Below are 26,081 nucleotides of genomic sequence, written 5' to 3'. Positions count from 1 at the left end.
CTCAGTTCATACGGGCGATGTTTTTTTTAGAGAAGGAAAATGAGTTTAGAAAATGGAATTCCTATACATGCTAGAAAACAAGGAAAGGGCAGGTGCTTATGACGATTGAACATACGACTTATTTAGGGGTTTCAGCCATAAAAGCGGAGACTGATCAGGCTGAATGCATCATTGTGCCGGAGTGGGGATCAAATGTCATATCGCTTCGGGATAAAAGAACCGGTATGCGGCTTCTGAGAGAACCGGAAACTGCGGAGCAATTCCGCGCAAAACCGATGCTGTACGGCATTCCCGTTTTATTCCCGCCGAACCGGATTACGGACGGGACGTTTCGTTTTGACGGCCGTGCGTATCAATTTGAGATAAACGAAGAGGATAAACATAATCATATTCACGGCTTTCTTCACAATCAGCATTGGAAAGCGGCGGCAGCGAAAGAAGAGGGGGATGGAATGACAGTCGAAACAGAAATTGATCTTTCAAAGATTCCCCGTGTTCATAAACAATTTCCGCACGATGTCGTTGTCCGGATGACCTATACATTAAAAGACAATGTGTTTACGCAGCGGGCGCTGATTATCAACAAGGGAACGGAGGCTTTTCCTTGGGGGCTCGGCTATCATTCCACATTTGTTTTCAATGAAAAGCGATCACGTCTTTTTTTGACGGCTGACCGCATGTGGGAATTAAATGAACGTTTCGTGCCGACGGGCCGTTTATTGGATATTCCTGATAAAGAAGCGTTCCGTCATGGGATGTCTTTGAAAAATAAACAGTTTGACGATGTTTTTCTTTCTTCCGGACGGAATGGCGGCAATAATGAAGCTGTTATTTATCATCCGGATGAGAAATTATCCGTTTTGTATCAGGCAGACACGTCTTTCAAGCATTGGGTGGTGTATAACGGTGACGGAAAGCAGGGGTTTGTCAGTCTTGAGCCTTATACTTCCGTTACAGATGCATTTAATCTGAATCAGCCTGCATCACTGACAGGGCTTCAGATTCTGAAACCGGGCGAAGAAGCGGCTGTGTCATCCAGGATCACCATTTTGCATGACGAAGAATAGGAAAGAGGCGGGATAACATTGAAAACATATGTGAAACGCTTGAGCGCGGTGATTCTGCTTTTGATCATTGCCGCAGTTCCTTATATTGATGATGCGGCTAAGGCGGCTGAACAAAAAAATACTTTGCAAAAAGAGCTGGAACACATTCTGGGTGAAGAACCTGCTTTAAAGGGAGCTTCAGCGGGCGTCAGTGTCCGGTCAGCAAAAACAGGGGAGGTGCTGTTCGGCAGCCGGGAAGATATGCGGCTGAGGCCTGCATCACTGATGAAGCTGCTGACGGCATCTGCAGCGCTTTCCGTTCTCGGAGAAGATTACACCTTTAAGACAGAAGTACGGGCAGACGGCGCCGTAAAAGGAAAACAGCTGCGCGGAAACCTTTATCTCAGGGGAAAAGGTGATCCGACCCTATTGGCTTCTGATTTTGAGAAGATGGCTAAACAGGTCAAAGCCAGAGGCATCCGGGTCATTAAAGGAGACCTGGTCGGAGATGATTCGTGGTATGACGATACCAGGTATTCAGTTGATCTTCCGTGGAGCGATGAAGGCCAATATTATGGCGCGCAAGTATCAGCTCTTACCGCTTCACCAAATGAGGATTATGATACCGGAACGGTGATTGCGGAAATCAGCCCGGCGAAACAGCCCGGTAAAAAGCCGCACATTTCGATTTCTCCCCATACGGACGTCGTTCGTGTGAAAAATGAAGTGAAAACCGTCGCTTCTGATGAAAAGAAAGATTTGACGGTTGAACGGGAGCACGGTGGCAATGTGATTACGATAAAGGGAAACATACCTGCCGGCTCGGCACAGGCAAGAGAATGGGCGGCAGTGTGGGATCCGTCGTCCTATGCTTTAGATTTATGGAAACAAGCGCTTACTAAACAGGGTATAACTGTAAAAGGGGAAATCAGAACAGGGCGAATGCCGCACCGCACCCAGCTTGTCACATCACGGACATCCATGCCTCTTTCAGAATTATTGATCCCGTTTATGAAACTGAGCAACAACGGGCACGCCGAAATTCTGATCAAGGAAATGGGAAAAGTGAAAAAAGGGGAGGGCAGCTGGGAAAAGGGCTTGGACGTGATGAAATCAGAGCTCAAATCGTTCGGGCTGAATCCGGATGAATTGATTGCAAGAGACGGATCCGGCGTTTCTCATATTAACGGCGTATCCGCCGGCCAAATCGGAGATCTTTTGTATGCGGTTCAGAAAGAAAAGTGGTACCCGGCTTTCCTTCGTTCGCTCCCTGTCGCCGGCGCAAGTGACAGAATGACGGGAGGAACCCTTCGGAACCGGCTGAAGGGCACCCCGGCGGAGGGCAAAATTAAAGCGAAAACCGGGTCACTAACATCAGTCAGTTCGATTGCCGGCTATGCAGACACAAAAACAGGAGATACGCTTATTTTTTCCGTGCTTCAAAACGGGCTGCTTGACGAAGATGACGGAAAAGACATTGAAGACAAAATCGCAGTCGTGCTGGCAAATCAATAAGAAGGGCCGAATCCTTAGAGGATTCGGCTTTTTTGATGTCTGTAAAACATTATATTGCGATTATGAATCAATCTTTTCAAAAAGTAATATCGGCAATATCCTTCCTTTTTTTTACATGATACTTTCTTACTTGTTCACCGATTTTTCATTTTTTAACGTAAAACTTCTTTTAAGGAGGCAAAACCTTTTTAAAAGTGCAATTAATTATACATTTTATTCCTTATTATAGTGTTTAAGAACCAGTTTGTAGTGTGCATACATACCGTTTTACATGGTATAAAGATTATAGAAATGAAGAAATGAAGTGAGGAATATATACTATATTCTAAAAAATGTTAGAGAAAATTTAATTTTTTATTGTGATTTCTAAAATATGTTTTAAAATAATGCTTATATGGATGATTTAGTCATATGCTGTCGAAATTTAATTGTAATTATTTCACTTTCTTATCCTCTTAAATTGAAATGGAGGGATTCCATTGAAGAACACTGTTTATTCTTTAACTCACGCCCAAAGAAGAGTGTGGTTTACGGAGCTGCTCGAGCCGGGCACAAGTATCTGCAATCTCGCGGCGTGCGTCAAATTCAGGGGGGACATCGATTTTGACGTACTGCGCCATGCTTTAGATTTTTCTATCTCGCAAAATGATTCACTCAGGTTTCAACTGACAGAAGGGGACGGATCAGAACCCCAGCTGTATCTGGCGGGGCATCGGCCGATTTCTCTAGAGACTGTTGATTTTACTCATACTGATCAGGCAGAGCGGGACGCATGGATTGACACGCAGACCCGTGTTCCGTTCAAGCTGTTTCATTCACCTCTGTATCAATTTACTCTGCTTGTCATGTCAGACGAAGAAGTTTGGCTTTATTCAAAATTTCACCATATTATCATGGACGGCATCTCGCTCAACCTGCTCGGCAACCAGCTCATTGATATCTACCAAAAGATCATGCGGGGCGAGGATTTAGCTGAACATCACAGACCTTCCTATCTCAGCTACATGGAAAAAGAACAGCAATACTTACAGTCTTCCCGTTTTCAAAAAGACCGTTCATTTTGGACTGAAACATACCGAACCGTTCCGGAACACCTTTCACTGGCGGAACGAACCTCTCATCTTAGACAAAGCACTGCGGCTTCCAGAGATACAATCACTCTTTCTCACTCCTTAGAACAATCTATCCGGCGTTTTTGCAAAGAAAATAATATCAGCATCATCTCTCTGTTTATGGCTTCGTTATACATATGCATCAGCCGTCTGACGGCTAAAAAGGATATTGCCATCGGCACTTATTACGGAAACCGGGGCTCCAGGCTCGAAAAGGATATGCTCGGCATGTTCGTCAGCACACTGCCGATCAGAATGACGGCAGATCCTGATGCGGAGTTCCTGTCCTTTGTCCGCAGCGTAGGAAAAGAGCAGCTGTCTGTTATGCGGCACCAGAAATATCCTTACAATCTTTTTGTGAATGAATTAAGGCAGACTCATCACGACCTGCAAAATATCATCGGGATTTCGATGCAATACCAGCCTCTCGCGTGGCGTCAGGCAGAAGGTTTCGATTATGAAACGGCGATGTTTTTCAGCGGACATACGGCAAATGAGCTGTCCATTTTAATTAAGGAGCGGACAGATACGGGATTGATTGAGCTGAATTTTGATTATCAATCCGCTTTATTTACTAAAACATCGATTAAACGAATTCAAACTCATTTGCTGACGATCGTTGAAAATGCCGTTAGAAATCCAAACCAGCTGATTCGGCATATTGATATGGCGGATGAAAATGAAAAGAAACGGGTGTTAACTGCGTTTAACCGTACAGAAGCGGTTGAACCGCCGGCTCCGACGCTTCACGGGCTGTTCACCCGCCGCGCCGCGCTTTCGCCGCATCGTCCGGCGCTCCGTTTTCCGGGCGGTATGCTGACGTACGCTGAGCTCGATCAGTACACAGACAGGCTCGCCGTTTGGCTCCGCCAAAAAGGCGTCCGCAAAGAAAGCATGGTCGGCGTACTCGCTGAACGCTCGCCGGAGATGGTGGTTTCTGTGCTTGCCGTGTTAAAAGCGGGCGGCGCCTATGTGCCGCTTGACCCGGAGTATCCTGAGGACAGGCTGCGCTATATGCTCAATGACTGTGCCGCTTGTCTTCTGCTTGCACAGCCGGGATTATCCGTTCCCGATTTTTCCGGAGAAACGCTAGAAGTGTCTCTTTCTGCTCTGACAAGTGAGACGGAGACAGGGGATGTCTCTGAAGAAGCGGATGCTGATTCGCTCGCTTATATCATTTATACGTCCGGTTCGACGGGAACACCGAAGGGAGTGGCTGTTGAACACCGTCAAGCCGCCGCCTTTTTATCAGGGATGCAAGGGCAGTTCCCGTTAACGGAAGAGGATATTATCGTTATGAAATCATCCTTTTCATTCGATGCTTCCATCTGGCAATTGTTTTGGTGGACGATGTCCGGCGCTTCCGTGTATCTGCTTCCTGCCGGATGGGAGAAAGATCCTGTGCGGATGATTGAAGCGTTTGCCTCAGAAAAGGTGACGACCGCGCATTTTATTCCGGCGATGGTCAACAGCTTTTTAGACGCGCTGGAAACAGAGCCTGCAGAAACAAGAACACGCCTCGGCAGAACACTGACACGCGTGTTTGCCGGAGGGGAAGCTCTTTCCCCGCTTACGGCTGCCCGGTTTGCCGATCTGTTGCCGGAGACCATGCTTATTCACGGCTATGGACCGACAGAAGCGACGGTTGATGCGGCCTTTTACGTCTGTGACCGAAAACGGGACAGCGGACGGACAAGGCTTCCGATCGGAAAACCCGTTCCTGGTGCCCGTCTGTATGTATTAGATAGCGGAGGAACCATCCAGCCTGCGGGCGTGGCAGGAGAGTTGTACATTGCGGGGACAGGGGTGGCCCGGAGCTATCTGAACCGGCCTGAGCTGACGGAGGAGCGCTTTCTCGATGATCCGTTTTATCCGGGAGAGCGCATGTATCAAACGGGCGATATCGCACGCTGGACAGAAGACGGCCTTGTCGAATGGCTCGGCCGTTCAGACGGACAAGTGAAAGTCCGCGGCTACCGGATTGAACCGGGGGAAATCGAAGCGGCGATCCGGCGCATCGACGGCATTCGTGAGGCGGCGGTCACCGCCCGGAACGAACACGGAGATACCGCGCTTTACGCCTATATCGAAGGACGGGAAAGCGATGACGTGCGGGCGGAGCTTGCGACACGCCTTCCGGTCTACATGATGCCGGCTCAGTTCATAGAGATGAGCGAATGGCCGGTCACTCCGAGCGGAAAGCTTGACCGCCGCGCGCTTCCGGCTCCCGGCGGAGCGGCAGACAGACGGGCGTACACCGCCCCGCGGAACGTCACGGAAATGAAGCTTTGCGCCCTTTGGGAAGAGGTGCTGAAAAACGGCCCGGTCGGCATCCGGGATCACTTTTTTGAGCGGGGCGGTCATTCGTTAAAAGCGACGGCTCTCGTCTCCCGCATCGCCAAAGAATTCGGTGTTCAGGTGCCGTTACAGGACATCTTCGCCCGGCCGACGGTGGAAGAGCTTGCTTCGGTTATTCAGGACTTGGAAGAGAGCCCGTATGAATCGATTCAGCCTGCGCAAAAACAGGACACCTACCCGGTGTCTTCGGCGCAGAAACGGATGTATGTGCTCCAGCAGCTTGAAGACGGCGGTGTCGGCTACAATATGCCGGCTGTGCTGGAACTGACGGGCCCGCTTGACCGCGGCCGGCTGGAGGAGACGTTCCGGCAGCTTGTGGAGCGGCATGAGTCGCTCAGAACGTCCTTTGAAACGGGGCCTGACGGCGAACCGGTGCAGCGCATCCATGACAGCGTGCCGTTTCAGCTCGATGAGGCCGAGTCACCTGACGCATTCGTCCGGCCGTTTTGTCTGGAGGAAGCGCCGCTCTTCCGTGCGGCCCTCGTGAAAGAATCGGATGAACGTCATCTTTTATTAACGGATATGCATCATATTATTTCTGACGGTGTGTCCGTCAACACCTTGATTAAAGAATTCGGCGAGCTGTACGCAGGCCGTTCGCTTGCGCCGATGCGCCTTCAATATAAAGACTATGCCGTCTGGCAGCGGTCGTTTCAGGAGAAAGAAGGATATCAGAAGCAGGAAGCGTATTGGCTGAAGCGGCTAGAAGGAGAGCTTCCGGTGCTTGAGCTTCCGGCTGACAAGCCCCGTCCGGCTGTCAGAAGCTTTGCGGGCGGCAGCGTATCGTGCACGCTTGACGCTGAAACGGCATCCGGCCTTCACCGCATCGCCCGGGATCACGGCTCCACTTTGTATATGGTGCTTCTCGCCGCGTACAATACGTTACTCGCGAGATTGAGCGGGCAGGAAGACATCATCGTCGGCTCGCCGATTGCCGGGCGTCCGCACAAAGACCTTGAACCGATTCTAGGCATGTTCGTCAACACGCTGGCCATCAGAACGGAGCCGAAAGGAGACAAACGGTTTACCGATTATTTGGCGGAAGTCCGCCAGGCGGCGCTTGAGGCGTATGAGCATCAGGACTACCCGTTTGAAGAGCTTGTGGAGCGGCTCGGCGTGCAGCGGGACATGAGCCGCAATCCGCTGTTTGATGCGATGTTTATTCTTCAGAATATGGAGCGAGAGGAGATAAATCTGGCCGGTCTGAAGGCGTCACGATCAGAGCATACCGAACATGATGTATCAAGTTTTGACCTGACCTTATCAGCGGCTGAATCCGATGGAAACATCCGCTTTGAAATGGAATTCAGCACCGAGCTTTTTATGAAAGAAACGATTGAACGATGGATGGGCCACTTACTGAATCTCTTGCGCCATGTTGCCGCCGAACCGGAAGTCATACTATCGAAAGCTGACATTTTGGATGAAGAAGAAAAACAAAAGTTACTGATTGAGTTTAATAACACACAAACCGAATTCATGGAAAAACACAAACTGTTTCACCAGTTGTTTGAAGAGAAAGCAGAAGAAACGCCTCATCAGACCGCTGTTATTGAAGGAGCACAGCAGATCAGCTATTCGCTGCTTAATGAGCGGGCAAATCGGCTTGCGCGAACATTACACAAAAATGGATTCGGTCCGGGAAAAAGAGCCGCCATATTGGCAAACCGTTCGATTGAAGCGATCGTCAGTGTTCTCGCCGTCATGAAATCGGGAGGGGCGTATATACCGGTTGACTCCCATTATCCCGAGGAACGGATTCGCTATTTATTAAAAGACAGCGCGGCATCCGTCTTGATGGTGCAGTCAGAATACAAAGAACTTGCTTCACAGCTGACGGATAACAATTTATTTCTCATTCAGCTTGATCATGAAGATCAATACGATATTTGTGCAAAGAATATTCAGCCGGCAGCGTCACCGGATGATACTGCATATATCATATATACTTCGGGAACAACGGGAACGCCGAAGGGAGTCGAAGTCAGAAATCGCAGCTTTACGCATGCAGCACTTGCATGGCGCAGGATTTATGAGCTTGATCTTATACCGGTCAGAGTGCTGCAGATGGCGAGTTTCTCATTTGATGTATTTTCAGGGGATCTTGCACGCGCCCTGCTAAACGGGGGAACGCTTGTCATTTGTCCGGATGACGTCCGGCTTGAGCCACAACAGCTTTATCGGCTCATTGATCAGCACCGTATCACGTTTATGGAGTCGACACCCGCGCTGATTGTTCCGTTTATGGAATATATATATCGCCGGAAGCTCGCGCTGCAAAGTGTAAAAGTACTGGTACTGGGTTCAGATATGATCAAGTCGCAGGATTTTTATACGCTTCGTGAACGCTTTGGGAAAGAAATGCGAATTATTAACAGCTACGGTGTAACAGAAGCGACAATTGATTCTTCGTATTATGAAGCCGAAATGAGCGAAGAGCCGCGGGAAGATGATGTGCCGATCGGTGTTCCGCTTCCGAATGTGCAAATGTACGTCTTAAACAAAGACAAACAGGTCCAGCCGATCGGCGTTTTCGGAGAGCTGTATATCGGAGGCGCCGGCGTCGCCAAAGGATATTGGGGACAGCCTGAGCTGACAGAGGACGCATTCAGTGACCCGTTACAAACGGGAGAAACGCTTTACAGAACCGGAGATCAGGCTTGCTGGCTGCCGGATGGAACTCTTCGCTTTCAAGGGCGGATTGATAAGCAGGTGAAGATCAGAGGCTACAGAATTGAGACGGGAGAAATAGAAAGTGTGCTTTTGAAACACGATCAAGTCAAAGAAGCGGCTGTTACCGTGATGAAAGATGCCGAAGGACAAGCCCGATTAGCGGCATACATCGTTCCTAAAGAGGCCGATATCTCATCACTCCGCCAGTCTCTTATGCAGGAGCTTCCGGCTTATATGATGCCGTCTCATATTATCGGTTTAGACAGCATGCCCCTGACACTGAACGGCAAACTTGATAAATCGGCATTACCGGCAGAACAGATACATTCATCACAGGCATTTGTCGCGCCCGGCGATGAAAAACAGGCGATGTTATGCCGGATTTGGGAAGATGTGCTTCATATTCAGAAAGCGGGAATTCATCACTCTTTTTTTGAGCTTGGGGGAGATTCCATTAAGGCGCTTCAAGTGTCAGCCCGACTCGCCGGAGAAGGCTGGAACATGTCGATCCGCGATTTGTTTCAGTTCCCGACGATTGCAGAACTCGCGAAGCACCTCACGCCGGCTGTTGCAACGGCTGATCAGGGGCCGATAGAAGGAAGCGCTCCGCTGACACCGATCCAGCAGAGATTTTTTGAGGAGCCGGGTGCGTTTGAGCTTCATTATAACCAATCAGTCATGCTGTGCACTGAAGACAGCCTCGAAATAGATGCGCTGTACCAGGCGGTTTGCGCGCTGACAGAACATCATGATGCGCTGCGAATGACTTTCACTGAAAATGAGCATGGGGAAGCCGTTCAATATAATCGCGGAATCACAAAGCAGCATGAAGAAATATTTACGCTTAACGTCATAGATATTTCAGAAGAAACGCAGCCCGAAAAACGGATAGCCGCTGAGGAAGAAGAAATACAGCAGGCTATGCGCCTTGATCAAGGCCCTCTGCTTCATCTCGGAGTGTTCCGGCAGAAGGAAGCCGACCATCTTCTTATAACGATTCATCATCTTATCGTGGACGGCGTGTCATGGAGGATATTGCTTGAAGATCTGCAGACAGCTTATCAGCAGGCATTAGAAGGCAAACAAATCGAACTGCCGCCGAAAAGCGATTCTTATATAAAGTATGCCGAAGAGCTTTTTGACATTTCCAAGAGCAAAGTATTGCTGGAGGAAGCCGCATACTGGGACAGCGTGATGTCTAGTGAAACAGCGCCGCTGCCGAAAATAACTGATGAAAACGCCGGACGATTGCAGGAAAACGCCCGCACTGCATCGTGGATATTAAGCAGCGAAGTCACGAAACAGCTGCTGTTGGAAACACAGCAGGCTTACGGAACGGATGTTCATGAATTGCTTTTAACGGCGCTTGGAATGGCGCTTCATGAGTGGACGGGTTCTGAACAGATCCTTATCAGCACTGAGGGGCACGGTCGCCAGGGGCATATTCCTGACATTGATATGTCAAGAACGGCAGGATGGTTTACATCTGTTTACCCGGTGCTTTTGGATATGAGAGTGCCGGGCGGCTCAGGTGAAAAGACCGCTCACCGCATAAAGACGGTAAAAGACATGATGCGACGGGTTCCTCATCACGGAACCGGCTACGGGCTGCTGAGATATTCGCGGAACATTCTTTATAAAGACCCAGAAATAAGCTTTAACTATCTCGGTGCGTTTGACGGTCTTGAGGGAACGCTGAAGATGTCACCGTTCAAGCCGCAGCATGATATAGCGGCCGGGCGCATCCGCGAGTTTGATCTGGATATTAACGCGATGGTGGCGGCCGGGCAACTGGAGGTAAAAGCCGTTTATACAAATGTATTTGCACCGGGGGCAATCGAGTTCTTCATGAATCGTTTCCATACTCACCTCGAGGACATCATCGCCCACTGTTCCGGCAAGAAAGAGCGGGAAAAAACATTAACGGATTACAGCCATACAGAATTGACCGCTCAAGCACTATCAAGCATTGAAGATCTCGTAAAAGGACTTTAATTTCATAAAAAGGTGTGTGGCATTCGTGACACAAGCGACAGAAATTCAAGATATTTACCCTTTATCATATATGCAGGAAGGCATGCTGTTTCATTCGCTTCTGGATTCCGGATCAAACGCATATGTCGAGCAGATTTCATTTACAGTCAGCGGGGATTTATGCATTGATACATTCCAAAAAAGTCTGGATATGCTTGTCAGCCGCTATGATATTTTCAGAACGATTTTCATAAAAGAAGTGCCTGACCTTGAAGGTCCGCAGCAGGTTGTCCTTTCACGCCGTGACACAGCCGTACAGACTGAGAACATTTCAGACTATTCGGAAGAACGGCAGCAAAGCATCATTGAGGAATTCAAGGAAACCGACCGGAATAAGGGGTTCGATCTGCAAAAAGGCCCCTTAATGCGCCTGACTCTTTTTCAAACAGGAGAAAACCGCCATACATGCGTTTGGACTCATCATCACATTATGATGGACGGCTGGAGCTTGGGCATTGTGCTGAAAGATTTCTTCAGCATGTATTATGCGATCCGAAACGGGCGGCCTGTAAACCTCGGCAGTCCGGCTCCTTACAGCTTTTATATCAAATGGCTCCGAAGCCGGAATAAAGAAGAAACGTCAGCGTTCTGGTCGCGTTGCTTGGAAGATTACGGAGATGTCGTTTCCGTCCCGCAAACGAAGAATAAGCCGGCGCAAAACGGTTATGCATCTGAGCATTTTCAATTTTTCCTTGAGTCTGAAACCGTGCAAAAGCTGACAGACATTGCCCGAAGCACCGGGGTCACGCTGAATACTTTGTTTACGAGCATTTGGGGACTGCTTCTCCATCGTTACAACGGCACTGAAGATGCGGTATTCGGTTCAGTTGTTTCCGGCAGGCCGTCAGCTATCGCCGACATCGAATCCATGGCCGGACTGTTTATCAATACCGTGCCGGTAAGGGTGCGCGCGGCTGGTGATATGACTTTTTCTTTTCTTCTCAAAAAGGTGCAAAAAGAGTCACTTGCTGCGGAAGAGCACAGCTATTATCCGCTTTATGACATTCAAAACGAGAGCGGTCTGCAAAAAGATCTCTTGAACCATATCCTTGTCTTTGAAAATTATCCGGTTCAAATGCAGGCTGCGGTAAACGGCTGGCAGCAAACGGAAAGCAGTGCGCTCTCACTTGAAAACTTTTCGATGGCGGAAGAAACCAATTACGATCTTAACGTCGTCATCGTTCCGGGAGAAGAGTTTTATGTGAAATTCAGCTACAATGCGGGCATCTACGATCGGGAAGACATGAAACGGATCAAAGGGCATATTCTGGAGGTCATCTCCTGTGTAACGGAAGATCCGGACAGGCTTTTATCAAGCATCAGTCTCGTGCCTCCGGAGGAAGAAGCCCTGATTCATTCGTTTAACGAAACGAACCGTCCGTACCCTGAGACAACCGTTCATGGGCTGTTTGAAGAACAGGCGGCAAAAACGCCTGATCAAGAGGCGTTGAGATATAACGGGGTAAGCTGGAGCTACAAGAAATTAAATCAGCGGGCGAATCAGATTGCGCATGCGTTAAGGGAAAAAGGCGCACGCCCCGACCAGATCACCGCTGTTATGCTGCGCCGATCAATGAGTACGGTTGCCGCTCTGCTCGGAATTTGGAAGTCGGGCAGCGCCTATATGCCGATTGATGCGGAATTTCCGCCTGAACGGATTTCATTTTTACTGAGAGACAGTGAAGCCTCACTGCTCGTGACTGAAAAAGACCTGCTCCCCCTCATTCCGCCGCATTTCAAGGGCAGCGTCGTCATCATGGAGGAAACGGTTTCCCAGCAGACTGCACCGCTTCCGCCGATATCTGACAGCGGAAATTGGGCGTATGTCATTTACACCTCCGGAACGACAGGCCGGCCGAAAGGGGTGCTTGTACAACACAAAGCGATCAGCAATACATTGCAATGGCGGCGTGAAGAATACGGGATGACAGAAGGGGACATAGCGCTTCATCTTTTTTCATACGTATTTGACGGGTCATTAACGAGTCTTTTCACTCCGCTTCTGTCGGGCGCCTGTGTATTGTTAACTGATGAAGATGATGCGAAAGACGTCCTTTCAATAAAACAGAAAATCACCTGCCACGGAGTGAGCCATCTTCTGATCGTTCCGTCTCTGTATCGCGTTCTGCTTGATTCGCTGACGAAAAAGGATGCGCAGACGCTTCGGGCGGTGACATTTGCCGGGGAAGCGGCCACTCCTGATATCGTGGAAGCGAGCCGCGGCATATGCCCGAATGCCGAGCTGCTGAATGAATACGGTCCGACGGAAAACAGTGTGGCTACGACGATCCTGCGTAATCTGCAAAAAAGCAGCCGGATTACGATCGGACGCCCGATCGCCAACACTTCTGTCTATATGATGCACGGAGATCGGCTGCAGCCGGTCGGAGCCGTCGGTGAACTGTGTATTTCCGGAAAAGGTCTGGCGGACGGATATTTTCAGCAAAAAGAGCTGACGGACAAAGTCTTTACCCCTCATCCGTTTCGTGAAGGTGAACGGCTGTACAGAACGGGAGATGCAGCCCGATTTTTACCGGATGGAACGATTGAATATATGGGACGCTTTGACGATCAGGTGAAGATAAGAGGTTACAGAATTGAATTAGGAGAAATCGAAACGGCACTCAGAAGTCTGTCCGGGGTAAAAGAGGCGGCAGTCACCGTGCGCAAAGCGGCGGACGGGGAACAGGAGCTTGCAGCTTATGTCGTACTGGAAAACGCGGGTGTGACATTTGACCCTCATGCCGAATTGGCCGGGAGATTACCTGCTTATATGATACCGGGAAGCTTTACCAAATTAACGGAGATGCCGCTTTCTGTGAGCGGAAAACTTGATCGGGCCGCACTTCCTGAGCCGAAAGAAGCCGAGAGAACCGGTGATTATCAAGCTCCGCGCACAATGCTTGAGACTGAGCTGCTGTCTATTTGGCAAGAAGTGCTGAAACGGGAACACATCAGTATGAGAGATGATTTCTTCCAAATCGGCGGACAGTCGCTGAAAGCCGCGTCGCTTGTTTCAAACATACATAAACGGCTGCAAATTGAACTTGCCGTCAGCCATGTTTTTGAACATCCGACAATCGAGAGCATGGCCCGCTTCCTTGAACAGAGGAAAAGAGGAGAATATGCAGAAATCACGCCTGCTGTGGCAAAGGACTTGTACCCGCTATCTTTTGCACAAAAAAGGCTCTATGCCCTTCACCAGCTTGCGGCGGACAGCACGGGCTATCATATGCCCGCTTGTCTGGAACTGAGCGGCAGACTCAACCGGGATCGTCTGCACGAAGCCTTTTCAGCGCTGTTACAAAGGCATGAAGCGTTACGCACATCATTTGTTTTACGAAACGGGGAGCCGATGCAGCACATACATGCACATGTCGATCTTGACCTCACAGAGATTCACATGCCATCCGGGAACCTTCTTCAAGAGGTGATGGAAACTTTCGTCAAACCATTTGATGTGGAAAAAGCGCCGCTTTTGAGAGTGACTTTAGCCAAAGTCACTGAAGAACGTCATTTTCTGCTGCTTGATATGCATCATCTTATCGCAGACGGTGTGTCAATGAGCGTTCTGATTCAAGAATTGACGGATTTATACAGAGGAAAAGAGTTGCGGCCGTTAAAACTCCAATACAAAGATTTTTCCGTCTGGCAGCATGAGCGGTTTGCCGCTGAAGAATTCAAAAGACATGAGCGTTATTGGCTGGAGACGATCGGGGAAAACATTCCCGTACTTGATCTGCCGCTCGATAAAAAGCGCCCGCAGCTTCCTGATTTCAGCGGGTCCGTTGTTCGAACGCGCCTTCAAAAGGAAACGGCGGAGAATTTACGCCGGCTCATGGATGAGACGGGTTCGACGCTGTATATGATTCTTTTGGCAAGCTACTCCTTGTTCCTTTCTAAATTGAGCGGGCAGGAAGACATTGTCGTCGGTTCACCTGCGGCCGGCAGAAGCCGCGCTGAGCTTGACGGGGTCATCGGCATGTTTGTAAATACCGTGGCAATGAGAAGCAGGCCGAAAGGGGATAAGACATTCCGCGCTTATTTAGAAGAGGTGAAAATGCTCGCCCTCGGCGCGGCCGAACATCAGGACTTCCCGTTTGAAGAACTTGCCCAAAAGCTTGATACACACCGGGAAGTCAATCGCAATCCGCTGTTTGATGCCATGCTCGTTTTGCAAAACAGTGATGATTTCGAAGTGAACCTTCCGGGCTTAGCCGTTTCTTCACATGCAGTGAAACATGACATTTCAAAATTCGACTTGACGCTTCATACCGAGGAACGGCCGGATGGCTCACTGGATTTTCATTTTGAATACAGTACCGCGTTGTTTGAAAAAGGTACGATCGAACGGTGGGCCGGTCATTTTAAAGAGCTTTTAGGACAAATCGCATCGCATGATGAGCGGAAGCTGTCTGACATTCATTTGCTGGGCATAAACGATCGGCAGATGCTTCTTCAAGCGGAAAATCAAACGGCGGAGTATCCGAGGCATGAAACGATCGTCAGTTTATTTGAAGCACAGGCGGAAAAAATGCCGGATCAAATTGCAGCCGTCATGTCTGATGAGCGTCTCACCTACCGCGAGCTCAATGAAAAGGCGGATCGAATCGCCGATATGCTGTCGGAAAACGGCATCCGCTCCGGACAGATTGTCGGAATTATGACCGAACGATCTCCGGATATGCTGATTGGGATTCTCGGTATTTTAAAAGCGGGAGGAGCTTATCTGCCGATTGATCCTGACTATCCGGACGAGCGGATTTCATTTATGCTGACTGACAGCGGCGCGCGTGCTCTGTTGACGCAATCGGGTCTTGGGATATCCGGAATGGACGGACTGCCGGTTTTATACATCGATAAGCCTGAATCCGTTTCAGCAGACAGAACGAAAAAAATGATAACGCCTGAACAGCCGGCTTACGTGATTTACACATCGGGCACAACCGGAAAACCGAAAGGCGTTATGACGGAACACCGCAATGTCATCAGCCTTATCACACATAAAGGACTGCCGTTTGATTTCGGCTCTGAAGACGTCTGGACGCTGTTCCATTCCTATTGCTTTGATTTTTCTGTCTGGGAAATATTCGGCGCGCTCTTATACGGCGGAAAGGTAGTCATCGTGCCGAAAGACACAGCCCGTGATCCGCATTTGTACCGGCAGCTGCTGCAAAGTGAAGGCGTAACGGTGCTGAACCAAACGCCGACGGCTTTTTCCGGACTCATTCATGAAGAAGCCGGGCATACGGACAAGCTGAAGCTTCGATATGTCGTTTTCGGCGGAGAGGCGCTTCAGCCCGGCATGCTGAAAAGCTGGAAAGAGAAGTACCCGGAGACGGAGCTTGTTAATATGTACGGCATTACGGAAACCACGGTTCACGTCACATGCAAAAAACTGAATATGGATGATATTGAGAGAAACAAAAGCAATATCGGCAGACCGCTGGAAACCCTTCATGCTTTTGTCATGGACGCTTATATGAATCCGCTGCCGATCGGAATTCCCGGTGAGCTTTATATCGGCGGGGAAGGCGTCGCGAGGGGGTATGTAAACAGGGATGATTTAACCGCCTCCCGTTTCATCACGAATCCGCACGGCATGCGGCTCTACCGGACGGGCGATATCGCCAAAAGGCTCTCAAATGGCGAGCTGGAATATGTCGGGCGGAAAGATGCGCAAGTAAAAGTCAGAGGCCACAGAATTGAGCTGGGAGAAATTAAATCAGCGTTGCAAGAGCTTTCCTCCGTGAAAGAGGCCGCCGTGATCACACGTGCTGATCAGCACGGTCAGCACTCCATTTACGCATACGCGGTCTTACACGGAAACGAAAAGATAAAAGAAGCAGAGATTCAGGCCTCTCTCAGAGCTTTTCTGCCGGAATATATGATTCCCGCCCGCTTGATAGAGCTTGATGAACTGCCTTTGACGGCGAATGGGAAGCTGGACGAGAAGGCGCTCCCGCAGCCTGAATTAAATGATAGCCTTGGAGATGATATCAGCCTGAGAAATGAAACTGAAGAAATGATGGCTGACATTTGGGAAGAACTCTTAGGTGTTGAAGGCCTCGGTCCCAATGCTCATTTCTTCCATCTCGGCGGGGATTCGATTAAAGCGCTGCAAGTATGTGCGAGGCTGAAACAGCAGGGCTATGAAACGACCGTCCGCGAGCTGTTCGAGCATCAGACACTGGGAGAAGTATCGATGCGGCTCCGGAAAGTCCGCCGCGTGATTGATCAGGATCCCGTCACGGGAGACGTGCCGCTGACGCCGATACAGCACTGGTTCTTGTCGCAATCATTGCCGCATGATCATTTTAATCAGTCCGTTATGCTCCGCAGTGCGGACAGAATCAATGTATCTGCTATGAGAAAGGCGCTGGCACAGCTTGCAGTTCATCATGACGCATTACGGATGATATGCGGCACGCAAAACGGATCGGTGATTCAATATAACAGAGCGGAAAACCTTTCTGAAGAAGAACTCTTTACGTTTGAAACGTATGACGTGAGAGGGAAAGGGTCATTACAAGAGGAGCACGCCGCAATCGAACAGGCGGCCGCCCGTATTCAAACTTCCATTCGGCTGGAGACGGGGCCGCTCGTAGCTGTCGGATTATTTCACGCTAATGATGGCGATCATCTGCTGCTTTCCATTCATCACCTTGTCATTGACGGTGTATCATGGCGGATTTTATTTGAGGATCTCACCGCGTGCTACAGGCAGGCGCTCGAAGGAAAAGAAACCGCGCTTCCGGCAAAAACCGATTCCTATCAGACTTACGCGAAGCAAATCTCTGATTATGCAAAAAGCCGCCGGCTGTTACAGGAAGCAGACTACTGGTCCGAAAGAGAAAAAGCGGCGGTCAAACCGCTTCCGAAAGATGCCCGCACCTCTTCCAATCTTCTGAAAGATACAGATGTGATGACCGTTACATTGACAAAACAGGAGACTGAGCAGCTGTTAACGGAAGCAAACAGAGCATACACAACAGAGACGGGCGAATTATTGCTTGCCGCGTTAAGCCTTGCGCTGAACAGATGGACCGGAAACGAGACATTCAAAATCAGCATGGAAGGCCACGGAAGGGAAGAGCACTTGGAACATCTTGATATCAGCAGAACCATCGGCTGGTTTACGTCAATTTATCCGGTATTGGTTGACGCAAGTTTTCAAGATCAGGCTGATGACGGCGAGCGGCTCGGCTATCACATTAAACGGACAAAAGACATGATGCGCCGCATTCCGCATAAAGGAGCGGGATACGGGGTGCTGAAGTATATAAGCAAACTCTGGGAAGAGACTGAATCTGATTCTCCTGAAATCAGTTTTAACTATCTGGGGCAGTTTGACAGGGAGATCCGTTCCAGCGGCTTTGGTGTTTCTCCCGTAAAAGCGGGAAATGAAATCAGCCCGGACTGGGAACGTCCGTACACACTTGATATCAGCGGCTCCGTATCGTCGGAATGTCTCAGCATGCATGTTGTGTACAACCGTTTTCAGTATCAAAAAGAAACGATTGAAGTTTTGACGGGACATTTTCATGCCTTTCTCAAGCAGATCATCACGCATTGCACAGGCAAAGAGGAGCGTGAATGGAGCGCCGCTGATTTCAGTGACGAGGAGTTAACGCTGGAAGATCTGAGTGACATTATGGGAGCCGTCAACAAACTATAGAAAAGGAGTGGCGCAATGGGGCAGCAACCGGAAATACAAGATATATATCCTTTATCTTTTATGCAGGAGGGCATGCTTTTTCATTCTCTGTTGGATCATGACTCAAGAGCCTACTTCGAACAAGCGGTGTTTACGATCAACGGACAGCTTGACCGGGAACGATTCCAAAAAAGTTTAGATGCTGTTTTTGAACGATACGATATTTTCCGTACGACATTTATTCATAAGAATGTGGCGAAGCCCCGCCAAGTCGTGTTGAAAAACAGGCCGAGCCGCGTTCAGTTTCATGATATTTCTCATTTGGACGAGAAGGCACAAGACAAATATGCCGACCGGTTCAGAAAAGAAGATAAAGATAAAGGCTTTGATTTGCAATCAGACCCTCTCATGAGAGTCTCCATTTTGAAAAAAGCGCCCGAACGCTATGTTTGTATATGGAGCCATCATCATATCGTCATGGACGGCTGGTGCTTCGGAATTGTCATGAAGGAATTTCTGATGATCTATCAATCTCTCGGAGACGGACGGCTTCCGTCTCTCGAGCCTGTTCAGCCATATGGAAAGTATATTAAATGGCTCATGAAGCAGGATCGTAAAGAAGCCGAGATTTTTTGGAAAACGAGACTTGCCGATCTTGAGCAATCGGCGTCTCTTCCGAAAAAATCCGCGGAACCAAATGGCGAACTTGAGCAGGCGGTTTTCACCATTTCTGAAGAGCAGACAAATGAGCTGAAGAACATTGCGGCAAGGGCGGGAGCAACGCTGAATACAGTGTTCCAGGCACTGTGGGGCATTTTGCTGCAGCGTGTCAGCCGCTGTGATGACGCCGTTTTCGGTTCAGTCGTTTCCGGCCGGCCGTCGGATCTCGCAGGCGTGGAAAAAATGGTGGGACTGTTTATTAATACGATTCCCGTGCGGGTGAAAAGCGGTTCATTTTCTTTTCTGGAGCTCGTCAGGCATTTGCAGCAGGAGACGCTGCAAGCAGAAGCGTACAGCTATTATCCGCTGTATGACATTCAGGCGCAAAGCCCTTTGAAGCAAGCGCTGTTTGACCACATTATCGTGTTTGAAAATGTGCCGGCCCAGCGTGAAATTGAAAATGTGAGTCAGGCCGGTTCATTTGATTTTGCGGTAGAAGATTTCACGATGGAGGAAGTCACAAACTACGGATGCAGCATAAAGGTGATTCCGGGAAGTTCTCTTTATATCCGCTTAAACTTTGATACCGGTATATACGATCGTGTTTTTATGAAGAATATTGAAACATTTTTACGGCATATGATGAAGTCAGTCATTTCCGACCCTGAAATGAGCGCCTCCGAGATCGCATTGCTGGATGCGTGTGAAGCCAGAAATATGCTGGATGCGTTTAACCGTACAGAAACGGTTGAACCGCCGGCCCCGACGCTTCACGGGCTGTTCACCCGCCGCGCCGCGCTTTCGCCGCATCGTCCGGCGCTCCGTTTTCCGGGCGGTATGCTGACGTACGCTGAGCTCGATCAGTACACAGACAGGCTCGCCGTTTGGCTCCGCCAAAAGGGCGTCCGCAAAGAAAGCATGGTCGGCGTACTCGCCGAACGCTCGCCGGAGATGGTGGTTTCAGTGCTTGCCGTGTTAAAAGCGGGCGGCGCCTACGTGCCGCTTGACCCTGACTATCCTGAGGACAGGCTGCGCTATATGCTCGAGGACTGCGGCGCCTGCCTCCTGCTTGCACAGCCGGGATTATCCGTTTCCGGTTTTTCCGGAGAAACGCTAGAAGTGTCTCTTTCTGCTCTGACAAGTGAGACGGAGACAGGGGATGTCTCTGAAGAAGCGGATGCTGATTCGCTCGCTTATATCATTTATACGTCCGGTTCGACGGGAACACCGAAGGGAGTGGCTGTTGAACACCGTCAAGCCGCCGCCTTTTTATCAGGGATGCAAGGGCAGTTCCCGTTAACGGAAGAGGATATTATCGTTATGAAATCATCCTTTTCATTCGATGCTTCCATCTGGCAATTGTTTTGGTGGACGATGTCCGGCGCTTCCGTGTATCTGCTTCCTGCCGGATGGGAGAAAGATCCTGTGCGGATGATTGAAGCGTTTGCCTCAGAAAAGGTGACGACCGCGCATTTTATTCCGGCGATGGTCAACAGCTTTTTAGACGCGCTGGAAACAGAGCCTGCAGAAACAAGAACACGCCTCGGCAGAACACTGACACGCGTGTTTGCCGGAGGGGAAGCTCTTTCCCCGCTTACGGCTGCCCGGTTTGCCGATCTGTTGCCGGAGACCATGCTTATTCACGGCTATGGACCGACAGAAGCGACGGTTGATGCGGCCTTTTACGTCTGTGACCGAAAACGGGACAGCGGACGGACAAGGCTTCCGATCGGAAAACCCGTTCCTGGTGCCCGTCTGTATGTATTAGATAGCGGAGGAACCATCCAGCCTGCGGGCGTGGCAGGAGAGTTGTACATTGCGGGGACAGGGGTGGCCCGGGGCTATCTGAACCGGCCTGAGCTGACGGAGGAGCGTTTTCTCGATGATCCGTTTTATCCGGGCGAGCGCATGTATCAGACGGGCGATATCGCACGCTGGACAGAAGACGGCCTTGTCGAATGGCTCGGCCGTTCAGACGGACAAGTGAAAGTCCGCGGCTACCGGATTGAACCGGGGGAAATCGAAGCGGCGATCCGGCGCATCGACGGCATTCGTGAGGCGGCGGTCACCGCCCGGACCGAACACGGAGATACCGCGCTTTACGCCTATATTGAAGGACGGGAAAGCGATGACGTGCGGGCGGAGCTTGCGACACGCCTTCCGGCCTACATGATGCCGGCTCAGTTCATAGAGATGAGCGAATGGCCGGTCACGCCGAGCGGAAAGCTTGACCGCCGCGCACTGCCGGCTCCCGGCGGAGCGGCAGACAGACGGGCGTACACCGCCCCGCGGAACGTCACGGAAATGAAGCTTTGCGCCCTTTGGGAAGAGGTGCTGAAAAACGGCCCCGTCGGCATCCGGGATCACTTTTTTGAGCGGGGCGGTCATTCGTTAAAAGCGACGGCTCTCGTCTCCCGCATCGCCAAAGAATTCGGTGTTCAGGTGCCGTTACAGGACATCTTCGCCCGGCCGACGGTGGAAGAGCTTGCTTCGGTTATTCAGGACTTGGAAGAGAGCCCGTATGAATCGATTCAGCCTGCGCAAAAACAGGACACCTACCCGGTGTCTTCGGCGCAGAAACGGATGTATGTGCTCCAACAGCTTGAAGACGGCGGTGTCGGCTACAATATGCCGGCTGTGCTGGAACTGACGGGCCCGCTTGACCGCGGCCGGCTGGAGGAGACATTCCGGCAGCTTGTGGAGCGGCACGAGTCGCTCAGAACGTCCTTTGAAACGGGGCCTGACGGCGAACCGGTGCAGCGCATCCATGACAGCGTGCCGTTTCAGCTGGATGAGGCCGAGTCAGCTGACGCATTCGTCCGGCCGTTTTGTCTGGAGGAAGGGCCGCTCTTCCGTGCGGCCCTCGTGAAAGAATCGGATGAACGTCATCTTTTATTAACGGATATGCATCATATTATTTCTGACGGTGTGTCCGTCAACACCTTGATTAAAGAATTCGGCGAGCTGTACGCAGGCCGTTCGCTTGCGCCGATGCGCCTTCAATATAAAGACTATGCCGTCTGGCAGCGGTCGTTTCAGGAGAAAGAAGGATACCAGAAGCAGGAAGCGTATTGGCTGAAGCGGCTAGAAGGAGAGCTGCCGGTGCTTGAGCTTCCGGCTGACAAGCCCCGTCCGGCTGTCAGAAGCTTTGCGGGCGGCAGCGTATCATGCACGCTTGACGCTGAAACCGCATCCGGCCTTCACCGCATCGCCCGGGATCACGGCTCCACTTTGTATATGGTGCTTCTCGCCGCGTACAATACGTTACTCGCGCGATTGAGCGGGCAGGAAGACATCATCGTCGGCTCGCCGATTGCCGGGCGCCCGCACAAAGACCTTGAACCGATTCTCGGCATGTTCGTCAACACGCTGGCCATCAGAACGGAGCCGAAAGGAGACAAACGGTTTACCGATTATTTGGCGGAAGTCCGCCAGGCGGCGCTTGAGGCGTATGAGCATCAGGACTATCCGTTTGAGGAGCTTGTGGAACGGCTCGGCGTGCAGCGGGACATGAGCCGCAATCCGCTGTTTGATGCGATGTTTGTGCTTCAAAATATGGAGCGTGAATCCCTGGGGTTAAATAAGCTGCATTTGACTCAAGCTGCGGATACAAGTCATAAAACCGCAAAGTTTGATGCCACGCTTTACGCGTCAGAAGGGTCTGACGGTTCCATCAGCTTTGATTTTGAATTCAATACAGATATCTATCAAAAACAGACAATTGAAAAATGGCTTTCTTATTTTACCCGTATTCTTACAAAAGTAATTGAAAACCAAGCGATACCGCTTGGTGACATTCACGTACTGGATGATGCTGAAACAAATCGCGTCATTTATCAGTTTAATCAGACGAAAAGCGATTACCCAAGACACGAAACCATCAGCCGTTTATTTGAGCGTCAGGCAAAAGAAACCCCCGATGCCCGGGCAGTTGTATATGATGGACAAATCTTGACATACCGTGAGCTGAACGAACGGGCTAACAGAATAGCAGCGGCTCTCCGATCAAATGGCGTCGGTCCGGAAAGCGTTGTCGCCTTATTAACCGGCCGCACAACAGAGCTTGCTTCCGGAATCCTCGGAATATTAAAAGCGGGAGGCGCCTACTTGCCTATCGGTGACGATGTGCCGCGGGAACGGGCTGAATGGATGCTTAAAGACTGTAAAGCTGATATTCTTCTCCAATCTGATAAACTTGACGGTCTGCCGCTTTCAGGAAAACGTTTATTCATAGAGGATATTCAAACAAAGGCCGGCTTGAGTTCGGAAAATCCCGAACCGCTCGGCGGACCTGAATCGTTGGCCTACATGATTTATACGTCCGGGTCAACAGGTGCGCCAAAAGGCGTCATGATTGAACAGCGAAGCGTGATTCGCCTTGTGAAAAACAGCAATTATATTGATTTTACGCCGAAAGACAGACTGTTGTTTACTTCATCATTAGGATTTGACGTTACGACATTTGAAATATTCGGTCCGCTTTTAAACGGCGCTTCTTTATATGTAAGTGACCAGGAAACCTATCTCGACTCTGATGTTCTGGAAACATTTATACAGCAAAACGGCATTACGACACTGTGGCTGACATCGTCTCTGTTCAACCATTTATCAGAACAAAATAAAGACGTGTTTTCCGGATTATCCCGATTGATTATCGGCGGGGAAGCACTGTCCCCGAGCCATGTAAACCGGGTTCGGAATGCGCTGCCGCATCTCTCAGTATGGAATGGATACGGACCGACTGAAAACACGACGTTCTCGACTTGCTTTTTGATTGAACAATCATACGATCATTCAATCCCGATCGGGCGCCCTGTCGGAAATTCAACCGCATATATCATAAACAGCAGGGGAACACCGCAGCCGATCGGCGTCATCGGCGAATTGTGCACAGGCGGAGACGGTGTGGCAAGAGGATATTTCGGCCGCCCTGAGCTGACGGAAGAAAAATTTGTCCCTAATCCTTTTGTTCCCGGAGAACGGATGTACCGCACCGGAGATTTAGCCCGCTGGCTGCCGGACGGAACGATCGAATATGCCGGGCGGATGGATGATCAAGTGAAAATCCGCGGTTATCGGGTCGAGCTGGGAGAGATTGAAGCCGCACTGAGGAGCCTGGACGGTGTGAAAGAAGCTGCCGTGTCAGTCAGAACCGGGCAGTCCGGCAATAAAGAACTGATCGCATATATGAGTCTGCAGGCGGACATGGATACAGAAAAAGTGCGTTCTTCACTTTCTCAGCAACTGCCGAATTACATGGTTCCGGCCTATATGATGGAACTTGAGAAGCTGCCGCTTACGCCGAACGGTAAATTGGATCGGAAAAATCTGCCCGAACCGGAGCTCACGCTTCAAACCGCGTACACAGCTCCCCGCAATGAGCTTGAAGAACAGCTTTCCGTGATCTGGCAGGAAGTGCTCGGCACAAAACAAGTCGGGATTGAGGACTCATTTTTTGAGTTGGGCGGCGATTCAATCAAAGCGCTGCAAGTTTCCGCACGGCTCGGACGCTATGGGTGGAAAATGACGGCAAGTGACTTATTCCGGCACCCGTCCATTAAGGAACTCGCGCCTCTTATCCGGAAAGCGGAAAGAGTCATCGATCAGCGGCCGGTGGAAGGAGACATACCTTGGACACCCGTTCAGCACTGGTTTTTATCACAGCGGATGGAAAACAGAAATCATTTCAATCAGTCCGTCATGATGTTCAGCTCTGACGCATTGCAAAAACAGCCGCTCAAAGAAGCCTTGGAGCATCTTGTCATTCATCATGATGCACTCCGGATCACCGTCAGTGAAGAAAACGAAAGTATCAGACAAATCAATCACGGTATTCAAAAAGCTGAGCTGTACACCTTGGACATTTGGGATATGTCTGAGACAGATACTTGGGAAAGAGAAATAGAAACTGAAGTGGCTGCGCTCCAACAGCGGATGGATATTGAAAAAGGGCCGTTATTAAAAGCCGGCTGGTTCAAAACCCGGTCCGGGGATTATTTATTCATCACCGTACATCACCTGGCGGTTGACGGAGTGTCATGGCGTATTTTGCTGGAGGATTTATCTGCCGCTTACACTCAAGCCGTAAAAGGTCAGCCGGTCCAGCTTCCGCCAAAGACCGATTCGTTTAAACAATACGCCGTAAGGCTTTCGGAATACGCAAAAAGCAGCAAGCTGATGCATGAAGAAGAATATTGGCGTTTTATTGAAGAAGAAACAGCCGCCGAACTTCCTTATGAAAAACCGCAGCATCAGACGGGAGCCGACAGCATTCGGCAAACGGTAAGCTTTACGCTTACAGAAGAAGAAACGTCCGTTTTGCTTCAGCAGGTCAACCGGGCCTACCATACCGATACGCAAGATATTCTTCTGACTGCCGCAGCTTTGGCTTTACGGGACTGGACAGGGGGCGGCAGACTGCGCATCGCGATGGAAGGGCACGGGAGAGAGCACATCATGCCGGAGCTCGACATCAGCCGCACCGTAGGCTGGTTTACCTCCATGTATCCGGTGCTCATTGACTTGAACACAGCAGGCGCTGAGCTTGGAACGGCGGTAAAAACGGTCAAAGACACACTCGGAAGAATACCGGATAAAGGAATAGGCTACGGCATTTTAAAATACATGACACCGCCTGAACAAAAAACAATCCGCTTCAGACAAGCGCCTGAAATCAGCTTTAACTATTTAGGGCAATTCAATGATACAGAAGATCAGCACACGTTCAGTCTGTCCGGTCTCGCGAGCGGGCACGACATCACGCCGACGTGGCAGCGGGAACAAGCGGTGGAAATGAGCGCGATGGCCGCACAACATAAACTTCACTTCAGTTTGAGCTATCCGCCGAGCCGCTTCTCCAAAGAAACGATGGAACAGCTGCTGCAAACCTTACAGCAATATTTGCGTGATATTATGGCGCACTGCACAGGGAAAGAGGAAGCAGAAAAAACCGTTAGTGATTTTAGCAGCAAAACGTTAACATCTGATGATTTGGACAGCATAGCGAGTTTTGTCGAGGAACTGTAG

5 protein-coding genes are annotated in these 26,081 nt (G+C 50.1%); all 5 read left to right on the top strand.

Annotated elements, in window-relative coordinates; all coding sequences use genetic code 11:
- Positions 1–98 precede the first annotated feature (98 nt).
- Entirely contained in the window at positions 99–1,067 is a 969-nt protein-coding gene (locus GNE05_RS09805) for an aldose 1-epimerase (RefSeq protein WP_160182717.1), read from the top strand.
- 18 nt (positions 1,068–1,085) lie between these two features.
- The gene (gene dacB / locus GNE05_RS09800; protein WP_160182716.1) at positions 1,086–2,561 is read left to right on the top strand and encodes a D-alanyl-D-alanine carboxypeptidase/D-alanyl-D-alanine endopeptidase; all 1,476 of its coding nucleotides are present in this window, start codon (positions 1,086–1,088) and stop codon (positions 2,559–2,561) included.
- Positions 2,562–3,040: 479 nt separating this feature from the next.
- The gene (locus tag GNE05_RS09795) at positions 3,041–10,699 is read left to right on the top strand and encodes a non-ribosomal peptide synthetase (protein WP_160182715.1); all 7,659 of its coding nucleotides are present in this window, start codon (positions 3,041–3,043) and stop codon (positions 10,697–10,699) included.
- 25 nt (positions 10,700–10,724) lie between these two features.
- Complete coding sequence (locus GNE05_RS09790) at positions 10,725–18,416, top strand: non-ribosomal peptide synthetase (RefSeq protein ID WP_160182714.1); 7,692 nt, start codon at positions 10,725–10,727, stop codon at positions 18,414–18,416.
- Between the two features lie 15 nt (positions 18,417–18,431).
- Entirely contained in the window at positions 18,432–26,081 is a 7,650-nt protein-coding gene (locus GNE05_RS09785; RefSeq protein WP_160182713.1) for a non-ribosomal peptide synthetase, read from the top strand.

Source organism: Bacillus sp. AM1(2019), from assembly GCF_009906915.1.
Lineage (GTDB): Bacteria > Bacillota > Bacilli > Bacillales > Bacillaceae > Bacillus > Bacillus velezensis.
This window is presented reverse-complemented; position numbering and strand designations above follow the sequence as displayed.